Source organism: Cupriavidus sp. H19C3 (assembly GCF_049393815.1).
Classification (GTDB): Bacteria; Pseudomonadota; Gammaproteobacteria; order Burkholderiales; family Burkholderiaceae; genus Cupriavidus.
This window is the reverse complement of record NZ_CP184985.1, coordinates 47,568-61,188: the sequence shown is the minus strand read 5'-3', so window position 1 is coordinate 61,188 and position 13,621 is coordinate 47,568. Positions and strand designations below refer to the sequence as shown.

The window sequence follows — 13,621 nt, the reverse complement described above, 5'->3', positions numbered from 1 at the left end:
GTGTCGCGCACCATCAGCGATCACATCGCCCCGCCGCTGGTCATTCGGGCCCGGTGTGCGGGCCGCCCGCCCCCGGGGCGGCATCGACCAGGCCCAGCGATGCATCGATCATCCTGCCGATACGCGCCGGATCGAGCGCGTGGCCGGTCCGGTAGTCCTTGAACACCGGACCGCCGGGCTCCCCCGGCAGCAACGTGCGCAGATGGACGTGCCGGCCCTCCGGGCGGGGCTCGCTGTCGATGTAGGTCACCCGGAAGGCCTCGCCAGGCAGGTAGGCGCCATCGGCGGCGGGGCCGACCAGGGTTGCCGCCGCACCGGCAAGAGTGAACATCCTGCCGGCGGCGCCTTCGATGCGGAACAACGTGGGCACGCCCGTCGCGCTCAGATCCAGCGGAAAGTCGGTCTCCGCGCCGGCATAGGCGCGAACGCCGGACAACGGCGCGGCGCTGCCGACGATGTCGCCGACCTGCAGCAGGTTTCCGTACACGCCCGCGGGGATGACCTCGCGCCGATAGACGATCGATGGGAACGGGCTGCGCGGCTGCATGGCGAGGCCACGGATGCGCGAGTACATCGGGGCGTGCATCGGGACATGCGTTGGGACATGCGTTGGGACATGGGTCGGGACATGGGTCGGGACATGGGCCGGCGCATACATCGGGACAGGCGTCGTGACATGCATCGGAGAATGGCTCGTGGCATGCATCGCAGGCGCCGACGGGGGCTCCTCCGCCAGGCGCCGCGACGGCCAGGCGCTCGCCGCGGCGTCCGCGCGGGCCTCGCCGGCGCCGGGCTGCCAGTGCGCATCGCGTGCGGCGAGATGCGGCTGTCCCACCGGCGGGCCGACGGAAAGATCCATGGGCGCGGCCTGCCCCACTTGCCCCACCCGCCCCGCTTGCCCTGCCTGCCCTGCCTGCCCTGCCTGCCCCGCCTGCCCTGCCTGCCCTGCCTGCCCTGCCTGTCCTGCCTGTCCTGCCTGTCCTGCCTGTCCTGCCTGTCCTGCCTGTCCTGCCGGTCCTGCCTGTCCTGCCTGTCCTGCCTGTCCTGCCTGTCCTGCCTGTCCTGCCTGTCCTGCCTGTCCTGCCTGCCCCTCCGACACCACCCGCGCCACCGGCACCGCCTGCGCCCCCTGCCCCGCCTGGGCGGCAGCCGGCGCATCGGGCTGCGGCGGCGCCTCCGGCGCAGGTTCTCGCCAGGTGCCATCCGCGGTGACATAGTGGCTCAGGCTCACATCGCGTACGCTATGGTGGTTGGCAAACGCGCGCCGCGAGCCGAATTCCTCGCGCTCGACATCGGTCATCCGGTGCCATTGCCAGGCCAGCGCGCGCAATCTGGAGAGTCCCGCGCTCGGCCGGCGTTTCAACTCGCCGCGTGCCGTGACGTAGCTGGCGACGCTGCGCGGATGGGCGCCCTGGGACCGCGCGAACCCGGTCAGCGATGTATACGCTTCGCGCTGCCGATCCGTCATGCGGTGCCACTGCAAGGCAACCGGCCATGGCGGCACCTCGCTCCGCTCCAGCCGCCTGGGTGGCGGCCACCCGTTCGGCAATGCATGCGGATGGTCCGCGGTCGTGGCAACCTTGTGGCCCGGTTCGTCGATCGCCACTGGCCCCTTCTCCCCGGTTACCTCGGCATCGATCGCGCGCACGCGCAATGCCGCCACCATGGCGTCGCGCAGACAGGCCGTCCCGCACCCGACCAGGCTCACCTTGGCGGCGCGTGCCGACGGCTGCTCCGCCATCACGGCGGCCACCATTCCCGCCAGCCGCTCCGGCGCGAGGCCACCGAGGTCCTGCCGGCCGCCATGGCCGAGCAGGCTGAACTTGATATCGCCGCGCAGCATGCCGGGCGCGAGCGGGTCGAGCAGACTGCCGTCGTCCCCCACGTGCATGACGTGGGTGCCGGGATGCTTGGCCACCAGGTGGGCCGCCGCGTGGCGGACCGCCTCGTGGTCGCCATACTGGATCACCACCCGGCCGTTGTAGACCTTGCCGGCGGCGCCATGGTCCCGGCGGTCGGCGTGATGCGCGCGTTGGCCGGGATCGACCTGTGCGCCCTCGTCCGTCTCAGCGCGCGGTCGACGCGGCAGCCGTGACCGGACCTCGCGCGGCATCGGTTCCGGCGCGACCTGAGACTCGACCTGAGACTCGACCTGAGACTCGACCTGAGACTCGGCCTGAGACGCGATCCGAGACGCGACCTGAGACGCCACCTGAGGTCCAATCTGAGCGTGGTCGCTATCGCCCCCGTCCATCGGGACGTCATCCCGCAGCGTGCGGCGGAACGCCGGCGCCAGCGCGCCGTGCGCGTTCTGCGCGTTTTGCGCGTCGGCGGCGGACAGCTGGTACCGCCCGCGATGGCCAGGCCATGCGCGCTTCCAGTACTGCAAGCGCTCACGCCAGCCCACGGCATGCGCTGCCGCCGCCCCCGCCACCGTCGCCTCGGCATCGCGCGCCACCTCCGCCGACACCGCACGTGGCGCCATGCTGACCGGAACCCCCGCGTAGCGGCCCAGCAGGCGCGCCAAAGCTTGCGCCGCGCCGGCCGCCGGGTCGGCATCGGTGAGTTGCACCACGATCTTCTCCATGTCGCCGCGCGGGATGCCGGCGTCGCGCAGGTGATCCGCGATGCGGACCCCTAGCTTGATGGCGAGATCTTCGGCGCGCTGCCGCCCCGCCGCTGCCTCGATGGCAACCGTACGCGTGGCGGCGTCGAAGGCGATGGGCGTTTCGGGAGAGAACAGGCGCCCTGGCGCGGCCGGCGGCCACGCCGCGGCCGTGGTGCCGTCGAACAGCAAAGGTACTTCCACCGCCTTGACCCGCACCCCGAGAATGTCCGACAGGATGCGCTTGTCCCAGGCCGCCAGTCCGACCGGTGGATTGCCCACCCCCCACTCGAGCTCGAGCGGCCGCTTCAACCGCACGATGCCGTGCCGGTCGAGGTATTTGTGAATCTGCTCGGCCAGCACATACGGTGTTGCGCCATGCTGGAAATCCCCGCTGCGGCCATGCACCCGTGCACTGAGGACACCCGACTTGCGCGCGTACGCGAACTGGGTGGCCGGCATGAAATGATCGGCGGGCCGTTGGCCGAACCTGGACCCCGGCGCGGCGGCCAGAATCGCCGCCTTTGAATCGAAACTGCCGACGGGTTCGAGCCGCGATATCGCGGTCGGCACGCCCGCGTAATGGCCGAGCCGCGACGACAGCGCCTCCGCGAAGGGATAGTCGCGTCCCACCGCCAGCTGGACCTCGATCTCGCGCATCTCGTGGCGGCCGATGCGCTCGCCCGCCATGAACTCGGCGATGCGCAGGCCCAGCTTGACGGCAAACTCGCCGGCACTCTCGCGCCCGGGATCGGCCCGCACCGTGATGGTTCCAGTGGTGCGATCAAACGCCACCGGCGTGTCCGATTCGAACTGGGCACCAGGCGGCGCCGGCGGCCACGCAGCGCGCGCGTTGCCGACAAAGCGCAATGGCACGTGCTCCACGGTCGCGGGAACACCGAGTTCCCCGGCCAGCAGCCACAGCCCCGACGTATCGGGCTCCGCGCGCCCATCGCCAGCCCGTCCGATCTCGAGCCTGACGGGCCGGGTCAGCCTGCTCACGCCCAGCCGTCCCAGGTAGTCGCGGATCTGGCCGGCCAGTACCGCGTAGCGCACGGCGTAAGCGGCCCCCTCGCGGCTGTCGGCGCCGGTCAGGCGAACGGTGAGCACCCCCGACGCCTTGTCCAGCCAGAACAGCGCTTCCGGCCGGTGGTAATCGCGCGGGTACTCGCCAAAGCGCGTGCCCCTCGGCGCCTCGAAAATCGAAGACAGCGTATCGCGACGCGCCGCGGGCGGCAGGACCGGCACGCTGGTGACCGGCACCCCGGCGTAGCGGTTCAAGCGGTTTGCCAGCCGGTCCGGCAGATCCGCGCGTCCGCCCGCCACGCGGACCTCGATCCGTGCCATCTCGCTGCGCGGAATCCCTTCGTCCCGCAGATAATCGGCAAGACGCGCCCCCAGGGTGATGGCAAGCGCTTCCGGCTGTGCATGTCCCGCATCCGCGTCGATGCGCAAGGTCCGGGTGGCGGGATCGAAGGCGACCGGCGTGTCCGTGTCGAACTTCGCCCACTCTGCCGCCGGCGGCCAGCGCCACATGCCGTCCGCCACCGCGCGCAGCGGCACGTAGCGGGTCTTGATGGCCACGCCATCGAGCGCCCTGGACAACCCGGCGAGATACCTGTCCCGCAACCGCTCGGACCCGGGGCCTTGTCCGAGCTCGAGCTCCACCGGCCGCAGCAGCTTGAGTATGCCCTTGCGCGCCATGTAGTCGCGGACCTGGCGGCCCAGCACGGCGGGGAGGTCGTCGCGCAGCATCGCGCGCACGCGCAGCACGCCGGTCTCCTGATCCAGCATGAACTGCGTGGCACGCATGTCGAGTGCGGCCGGACGATCCCCGAAGCGCGTCCCCGCCGGCGCGGCCAGGATCGATGCCACGTCGCGGCCCGCCGCCCGCGCGCCGGCGGCAGGCGGCACGTCGACCAGCCGTTCCACCTCGCCCGTATGAATGTCCTTGACGATCGCGGGCAACTCGCCGGTATGGCGGCGCGCCCAGATATAGCGCCGGCCCGGTGCGTCGTGCATCGCGACGATCCTGAAGTGGCTTTGCGCGGGAAAGATGACCTCCGTGTCCCCGTTGCGCTTGCCGCCCGGTCCTTCGATGGCGAACAGATAAGGTTCGACGTCGCGCGATGCGCGATGCGCGGCATCGCGTTGCCCCTCGGACAGCAACGTCGAACTCGACAGCGCCTGGCGCGAGGTCACGATATCTCCCGCCACGATGCGTTGGCCATAGACCCCGTGCGCGGTCGCGCCACCGCGGTACGACAGCCCGGCAAAATCGGGCAGCTGGTGCAGGCGGGCCGGTGTGACATCGTCCGGCGGGAGCGCCTCCCCTGCCGGCATGCGCGCCAGGAACTCGCTACGCTCGAACGCGGCCTGGGCGGGTGACAACTCACGCTTCAACCTGCCGAAGAACGCCGCCTGGTGCTCGGCATCGGCATCGGGCAGCGGCGGCGGCGGGTCGGGATAGAGCGCGGCCGGAATGCCGGCAAGATAGCGCCGCAGGGGCGTGGCGTCGATCGCGCGGCCCGTGAACATGTCCTTGACGACGGTCGGGAGGGGTGCGGCCGGTGCGGACGACGCAGTGGACGCAGTGGACGCAGTGGACGCGGTGGACGCGGTGGACGCGGTGGGCACAACGTCGGGCGCGCGCACTTCGTCGAGCAGCACATAGCGCGTGCGGCCATCCCATTCCGAGGCCTTGACGCGGAATCGCGTGGCGGGAAGATAGGCAAGCCCGGCGCTGCCTTCGCGGCCGGGCGGGACCGACGCTTCCCGATAGGGGGTGATATTCCTGCCGGTCCGTCCATCGATGCGGAACATGGTCGCGAATCCCTGGCGCGTGGCACTACCGATGGCGTCGCGCGCATCCTCCGGCACCATGCCCGTCAGCAGAAACTGGCCCGATGCGACGACGTCGCCGGGTACGATCCGCGCCCGATAGGCATCGGGTGACGTTCTGTCGCCCAGATACGAAATCGCCGGCGTGGGGGGCAACGCCTGCAGCGCCGCGGCAAGGTCGTGCACATCGCGCGTCACCGGGCCGGTCCACGGCAGGCCGTCGGCCAGGCTTGCGTTGTAGCTGCCGGGCTGCCGCGCGAAGATCCGCACGGGGTCGTACGTGTCGCGGTTCCACAGCACCGACCATGCCGTGCGCATCTGCGCATCGTCGATGGCATCCCGATAGCGTGCGGCCCGCTCGTCCGCCACATGGCGCGGCGGCAGCTGCCGCTGCATGGCCGCCAGCGCTGCCTCGATGCCGGTACGCGCGCCGCGCCTGGGCGCCATGGGCGCCATGGGCGCCAGGGTCGGCCCACCGGCGCTGGCCCCGCCACCCTCGGGATCGAATGACACCAGCCCGGATGTGGGGGGCGCAGGCCGCGCGCGCGCCGCCTGCGGCGTGTCCCCCAGCGCGTCGGGATGCGTACGGTCGACGCGCCTTCTGCCGCCCTCGTCATCGACCGCGACAAAGCCGGGCTGGCCGGTGACGCGCGCATACCTGCCGCGCAGGCCAAGCGCAGTCTGCAACGCCGGCGTGACCAGCGTGCTGTGGCAACCGACCAGACTCACCTTGCACAAGGTCGACGCACCGGCCACGCGGTCGACGATGTCCGCCATCTGCTCGACCGACTTGCCGCCCAGCGTGCCCTCGCCATCGCCGCCCACGCCCGCGCCGTGCCCGACCAGCGTGATCTTGGTCGTGCCGGCGCCGCGTGCCGACAATGCGCCGGCCGCCGGCCGGCCATCGGCATCGAGCGCGACCAGCATGGTATCGACGAACCTTGCGCCAAGCCGGCCGGCGGATGCAAGCGTCACGGCGTCGCCGCCGAGCGGCACCACCATCCGGTTGCGGTAGTTGCGATGCCGGGTGCCAAACAGGAAGTCGCGCATCGTCGCATCGGCGGCATCCTTCGTCTCCGCCAGCCATGCGAGCGTCATGCCGGGGGTCTCGTCGACCTCCACCACGCGGAAGCGTGTCCCGCGCTGGTAGGCGACCTCGGTCCGTAGTGCATCGCCGTGATGCGGGATAAAGCGGCCCACCGGCTTGGCGCGCAGACCGTCGACGGCGAACGCCGTCAGCGTATGTCCCGCGGGCGCGATGCCGAGCTCCATGGCCGCGCGGACCGGCACGCTGGAGGCGGTCATCGGCAGGAAGGTCGGCGTGTAGACAAGATCGCCCGGCCTCACCAGCCCCCGGGCCGGCTCCCCGCCCGCGGCCTGCGCGCCGGGGAGCTGCGCGTCGTACACGCCTGACGGGGGCGCATTGACGTAATAGGTCGGGCCGCGGTAGTCGGCGATACGTGCCAGCGCACCGGTCAACTCGGTCACCGGCCGTTGCGCCGCGCCGTCGGGATAATCGTGAGTAGTCCAGCGGGCGAGGACCTGCCGCTCGCGCGCGCTCAGCCCCCGTCCCAGCGTCGCGGCCTGCAGCACGGGCCGCAAGGCCGTGGCGTCGCGCACCGCCTCGGCCACGGAGGAAGGCCGCCGCAACTCGATGAACGGATGCCGTGCCCCGCGCGATTCGTTGCCGAGCGCGTCCGGGTCGCCCGCGTGGGCGGCCACCCGGTGCCCCTCGGCGGTGACTTTGACCGGCCCCTGGTGGCCGCGGACGTGCGTGTCGTATCCACTTGCCCGCAGCGCGGCATCGAGCGCCGGCAGCACGCAATCGCTCGCGCAGCCGACCGCCGACACCTTGGCCAGCGTTGCACCGGCGTTGCCGTCCAGCAAGCGGCCGATGGTCGTCGCGAGCTGCTCGCCGCGCATGGCGCCGACCTGCCCCTGCGCCGCATCGCCATGCCCCACCACCGTCATCTTGACGTTGCCGTGGAGCGGCTGCGACAGCGGCGCCGCGAGGTTGCCGTCGGTGGCCGCGCGCGCCAGCATGGTGCCCGGATGCTTGCGTGCCAGCGCTTGCGCCGCCTTGCTCGTGACCGCATCGTGGCCCGCCTGCAGTACCACGCGCGCGTCGTAGGCATCGCGCGCAGGATGCCGCGCGACCGCGCCCGCCATCCCATCCGGCGGGCGCAGCCCAGGCGCCCGCTGCGCGGCGGATCGCATACGCGCGGGCCTGATCACTGGCGGCAAGGCAAAGCCGAAACCACGCGCGCGCACGCGCTCGGGGCCGACGTTCATCGCGATGCGCCGGCCGCCGGTCGCATATTCCACCTGGTCGGCCTGCACCGTTCCCGCCATGACGGTGTCCCCGCCCGAAGCCAGCCTGACCCGCCGGGCCTGAAGCACCGCGCCGGTCTCGCGCATGCGTTCGAACTCGCTGTCGCCGGCGAATGCGCCCGGCGAGCCGACGCTGGCCGAGCCATTCATGCGGCCCACATCGAGGCTGAGGTTGACCTTGTGGCTGCGACGGCTTTCGTGCTCGCGCGCGCCATCGAAGCGCAGGGTGCCGGCCGCCTCGACCTCCAGCGCGGCGCTCGCCGCGAGCGATGTCCCGACGAAGCGCGCCGCGCCGCCGGCGCGGATGTCGATACCGCCATCGCGCGCCAGGATGGATCCGGCCACCTCGCGATGGACGGTTTCAGCGCTGTGGTCGCGGTTCATGCCGCCGCTCGCGCCAACGAACGTCGTACCGGCCGACACCGCGCCGTGGGCGGACAGGCTGGACGCGCGGGCGGCGCGCGCGGTCAGCGCGGCGCGATAGTCGAGGGCGCCACCGGTCGCGATCCGGACTTCGCTGCCGGCAAGCGCGGTACCCGCCAGCATGGCGTCGCCACGCGTGCGCACCGACACGATGCCGCTGGCGCTCACCTGTCCTGCCACATCGGTCAGGCTGTCGCCGCCACGCGTCGCGCTCGCGGCATCCGCCGACAAGCCCGCCGCGCGGCTCGCAAGATCGATTTGCCCTTCTCCGCCGGCCTCGGTTTGCTGCTGCGCCTCACGGGTGCCGGCCCGCGCCGCGGCATAGTCGAGCGCACCGGCACGGATATCGATGCCACCGGCTGCCGCATGCATGACGGTGCCCTCCAGCCGGGTCCGTGCCGAAGACGCGCTGGAGATGCCGCCGCCGGCGCGGATGGTGGACACCACGACATTGCTCGCCTGCGTATCGGCATGACCGCGCTCGTAGCGATACCCGAGCTTGAGGCCAGCGCCGGCGCCAAAACCCGTGGCCATGGTGCTGCCCGATTGCCCCGGCACCACCGCGCCGGGCAGTCCGACCGAGGCCGAGCCATAACCGCCCAGACGGACCGTATCGCTGCCGCGTGTGACTTTTTCATAGGTGGTGTCGTATGCCGCCTCGCTGACGATGACCTGGCCTGACTGCACCACCTGCGCACCAGCCGAGATCCGCGCACCGGCATCGCGTAACTGTTCCCCGGCATGGCGCGCCAGGTCGGCCCCGGCCTCCATGCGCGCGCCCACGGCCTCGGTCTGGCCCCGCACACCTTGCTCCGACGCAACGCGCCACTGGAGGCCGCCTTCCGCGCTGGCCTGCGCGGCGGGAAGCCCCGTCGGCTGCGTCTGTTCCGCCGCCGCGCCCAGTGCCGCGTGCGCCGCCGCACCGGCCGTGCCATAGAAGCCGGCGTTCCGTTCGCGGCTGTGCCAGTGGACCTCGCTCACGTCGTGCACGGCATCGGCGCGCTGACGGCGGGCATGGATACCCATGCTGCCGCCGGCCTTGAGCGACGAGCCTGCCAGGCGGAAGTGGTCGTGCGCGCGTACCGTGAGGTCGCCTTCCACATCGATCTTCGCCGCGCGATGCCGGGTGGTCAGGGTGGCATCGGTGCGCGTGCTGTCGCGCAGCAGATCCACGCGGCCGTCCGCGCTGGCTTGCGCGCTGGCACCGGCACCCAGCCAATGCCCCCTGCCTTCCTTGCGCACACCGGAGCCGGCATGGGCGCGCGCGCCCGCGCTGGCGTCGCCGCCGACCATCAGTCCCATGGCGTGCACGGACGTGGTCGCGGTCAACGCGGCGGTGTCCTGCGCGGCCACGATGCGCACATTGGCGGCCGCGAGCGCGGCATGTCCGCGCGCGCCCACGTGGCTGCCCTCCAGCACCAGGTCCTGCCGCGCGCGCAGGCGCACGTCGCCGCCCGCCGCGATGGTCGTGCCGGCGTGCGCAAGGTCGGTCGTGACCGTCTCGCTGCGCGTGCGACTGGCCAGCACGAAGCCTCCGGCACCACTCGCGCTGTGCTGGACGGACGCGCCCGCGGTGTCCGACTGGCTGTCGGCCGATGGGCGTACCCCATGGAAAATGGCCGAGCTGGTCGTGGCGACGTGCGCGGTATCAAGGTCGTGCGCACCGCGTGCCTCCACATTGCGCCCCTCGATGCCGATCCGGCCACCGGCCTTGACGGTGGCCCCGACCATGCGGACATCCGCGTGCGCGGCAATATCGAGATTGCCCCGGACCTCCAGCGTACTCCCCTCGTGCCGGGTCGACGCCTCCGTGCGAAACGTCGATGTCGAACCATGGAGCGCGCGCGCCGCACCCCATCCGCTGGCATGGTGCCCCTGCCGCACCTCTGCCCGGTGGCCACGCGCCACGAGCGCGAGGGGCCGCCCCGCTGCGCAGGTCGGCATTGCCGCCGACGACCGCATGCGTACCCGCCAGCACGGTCCCTGTTTCGCCGCGCATTGCGATATCGCCGCCGGCCACCAGTTGCGATCGCATCTGGCTCAGCTGGCGCGTCGCCTGCGTCTGCATGGTGCCGGCGCCGGGGCCGGCCCGTCCGGTGGTGGTCGATCGGGCGGACTGCACCGCGATCGTGTCGAATACCACCTGGCCGCCCGCGGCGAGCGCGACGTCGCCGTCGGACCTGACCGCCGCGCCGAGGTTGACGAGGTCCCCACCCGCCGCGAGCGACAGCTGCGCCGCCGCCGCGATCGTGCCGGCGCCGCCGAGCGTGCTCGCATACGCCTGCTCGCCGCCACCACCACGGTGAAAGGTCTGGTTGACGAGCTTGCGCCCGGCCCGCAGCGCCACCTCGCGGCCGGCAAGCACGCCGGACGTATTGACGAGATCGCCCGCGGTCCGCAGCGCGAGCGATTCCCCGGCGGCAATCTCGCCGCCGTCGTTGCGGATTTCCCCGGCCGCGATATCGACCGTCGTCGCCCGCATCCACGCGCCTCGCGCCAGCCGGGCATGCGTTTGCGGCGACAGATATACGACCGGCACCAAGACCTCGCGGGCCGCCACATCGGTCCTGACCGCCCACACGATATCGTCGGGCAACGCGGCCGCCTGCGCGGATGTGAGCGCGCGCCCGTACACCAGGCCCAGCGGGCCCGCCGCGCGCGCGGCATTGTCCATCAGTGTCTGCATCCACCGGCCGGTTTCGATGCCGGGGGCCATGGCACCGGTCCTGGCGAGCCATTGGTCGCGCACCAGACGCTGTTCGTAGTCGGCATCGCCGAGCCTGAGCCCGATCGCGTCGACAGCGAGCCCAAGCCGGTTTGCCAGGTAGTCCGTGTCGACCGCCGGGGCAGCCGGCTGCCCCGTATCGGTGGCGATGGCGGCCAGCGGCGGCCGCGCCGTATCGTGGCGCGGCTCGGTGGGTGGCTCGGTGGGTGGCTCGGTGGTAGGTGCGGCCGAGGGTGGCGACACGGCGAGCCCATGCCGGGCACCGGCGCCTGCGCCGTCGTGCAGCCCGGGGTCGGCGCCATGGCGGGCGCCGTCGCTCACACCATCGGTGATCCCGTCGGCAGTGGCGGCGGCAGGCGCCGCCGGCCCTGCGTCAGGGTCGGACGGCTCGGTGGACGCCACGGCCGTCGCCGGCCGCCCGCCGGCGACGGCCGATGCACCGGCTGCCAACGGATACAGCGGATTGCGCGCCAGGAGATAACGCGACCGTGGCGGTGTGTCCCGGATATAGAGGTCGCCGAGATCTCCGGCCCGGCCGCCAAGCGCGCGTGCGGCCGGGCTGGCGATCTCGGCGACGTCGGGCAGCGTGTCATCGCGCACGGCCGCGAGGTCCCCGGTCGGCACGCCGCGATTGTGGATGGAGAAGCCGCTCCCGGCGAGATGCCGGGCCGAGATGCCGGCGCGCAGCAGATTCTGGAACGTGCTCTGCACCGTTTCCTGCGTACCCTGGTAGGCACAGGCCGCGTCGGCCTCGCCGGCTGGCCCGCCACAGGGCAGCCAGTCGAACTGGCGCGCGGTGCCGAGCAGGATCCAGAGATCGCGCCGGGTCATCGTGCGGTGCCGCGCGATGTGCTGGGTCTCCAGCGCCAGGCTGTCGTTGACGAGCGTCGCCCCCTGCAGGCGGAAACGGTTGCCACGATCATCGCGGAGATCGTGCGCGAGCCCCATATCGGGTCCGTGCTCCTTAGGATCTGCGTGCCCCACAGGGTCTGCATTCCCCACAGGGTGTGCATTCCCCCCGGCGTGCGCATCGCCAGCCTGGGCACCGCCCGCGGGCATCGCCACAAAGCCCTGCAGCCGCATGGCGTCGCCGCTCGCGAGCGTGCCGCCAAGGTTGTGGAGCTCGCTGAAGGCAAGCGCAAGCCGCCGGTCGGCCACGATATGCGGCGACTTCCCGGGCGTGCGCCAGTAACGCTGCTGCCTGACCCGCGTGGCCTTGTAGTTCTGGTAGTAGCGATAGGTCGAACTCAGCCCGTGCCAGCGCCACACGGTCTCGCCGTCCTTCGCCTCCTTCCAGCGCGTGGTCATCCATATGCGCGGGTCGCCGCCGGCGACTTCGTTGCGGACCGTGGTCGCGACGATATCGACCGTGCCGCCTTCGATCGCGCCGTGATTGACCAGCGTATTCGTACGCACCGCCATGCCCTCGCGCGCCTGCAGCGTCGCGGCGTTGAACAGCCTGCCGCCGGCCGCGATGCGCAGGTCGTTGCCCGCGAGAACCCGCCCCTCGTTGACCACCGCGCCGGCGCGTTCCGGCACCGGTATGGCACGGAGATCGAGCTTGCCGGGCCCGGTGGCGAGCCGGAGGTCGCGGCGCGCGAACAGGGTCGCGGCCCGTCCGATGCCGATATCGCCGGCGGCCGCCACATCGATATCGCCCGCTTTCGCCACGACATTGCCGGCAAGCCGCACACCGCCGCCGCGCGCGATCAGACGGATGCGATCCGCATACATGCCACCCAGTGCGCTGCTGTCGATCACGGGCTCGACGGCGTCAGCCACGACGGCATCCGGCCCGCGCTCTGGCACGCGCTCCGTTCCGCCCTCGGTTCCAACCTCCGCACCGCCCTCCGTCGCGACCACCCCGCGTCCCGCCACGATGCCCAGATCGCGCGCATGCACCGGCCCCTCCAGGCGGACCAGCCGCGCAATCAGGTCCGTGCCCGGTTGCGTGCTCGCATCGAGCCCGTCGCCCTCGATCAGGATGTCCCCCTGCCCGACGCGAAAGCCCGCCAACGCACCCTGCCGGTCCAGCAACGGCACACCGGTCGTCAGCGTCGCCCGCCCGGTATTGATAAAGCCGCAGCCGGCGCATGTAATGCCGGCAGGATTGGCGACCACCACATCGGCGGGGCGACCCAGCACCTCGATGAATCCAGCCAGCCGGCTGCGGCCGGGGGAGACCACTTCATTGAGAATCAGCGCGGCAGCGCGCGTCATGCCGCGATTGGGCCCGACCTGCCCCGCCAGTTGCGACAGGGCCGCCGGGCCGGTGCCAACGGTATTGTTGAGCACCACTCCCGCCGGGCCGACATGGAATGCGGCGTATCGATTGTGGGACACGCCCGCCGCGTTGGCGTCGGCGATATCCACGATGGCGATACCCGCGGCGCCGCTCCCTCCCGCATCGTTGCCCGCCACGCGCGCCTGGGTCGCGCCGAGCGCCACGATGTCGCCGCCATCGCTCTGGTTCTGTCCGAGCACAGCCATCGGTACGCACCACATCGACGCGGTACGCCAGACCACGGAATAGAGAGATTTCACAGCGCCGCTCCCGCGAAACGTGTCACCGTTCCACTGTGAGAGCAATCGCAGCGAATAGCTTTAGGAGATTTCTGAAATCAAAAACGTGTCGATCGGATTCAGTGAAGAGCGATTGGCTGCGCCGCGGCGGATGGCGCAAATGCAAAGAGCCG

The 13,621-nt window shown here is 71.7% G+C and carries 2 protein-coding genes and 1 pseudogene; all 3 read right to left on the bottom strand.

Annotated features, from left to right (window positions below; translation table 11 throughout):
• Positions 1-40: 40 nt before the first annotated feature.
• The 3 genes and pseudogenes from DFLDMN_RS00260 to DFLDMN_RS00250 all read right to left on the bottom strand — a co-directional run bounded on the left by DFLDMN_RS00260 (position 41) and on the right by DFLDMN_RS00250 (position 13,415).
• On the bottom strand, positions 41-8,161 hold the full coding sequence (locus DFLDMN_RS00260) for a C80 family cysteine peptidase (RefSeq protein WP_423198489.1): 8,121 nt from the start codon (positions 8,159-8,161) through the stop codon (positions 41-43).
• Between the two features lie 105 nt (positions 8,162-8,266).
• Positions 8,267-9,964: pseudogene (locus DFLDMN_RS00255) on the bottom strand (hemagglutinin repeat-containing protein); the annotation flags it as partial.
• The gene (locus tag DFLDMN_RS00250) at positions 9,849-13,415 is read right to left on the bottom strand and encodes a filamentous hemagglutinin N-terminal domain-containing protein (protein WP_423198488.1); all 3,567 of its coding nucleotides are present in this window, start codon (positions 13,413-13,415) and stop codon (positions 9,849-9,851) included. The gene DFLDMN_RS00250 and the pseudogene DFLDMN_RS00255, both read right to left, overlap by 116 nt.
• Positions 13,416-13,621: the final 206 nt, after the last annotated feature.

What these genes read in the sequence shown, in the direction of transcription:
- DFLDMN_RS00260 (WP_423198489.1), bottom strand. Translation starts at nt 8,161, where the DNA reads ATGAACCGCGACCACAGCGCTGAAACCGTCCATCGCGAGGTGGCCGGA.
- DFLDMN_RS00250 (WP_423198488.1), bottom strand. Translation starts at nt 13,415, where the DNA reads ATGGCTGTGCTCGGACAGAACCAGAGCGATGGCGGCGACATCGTGGCG.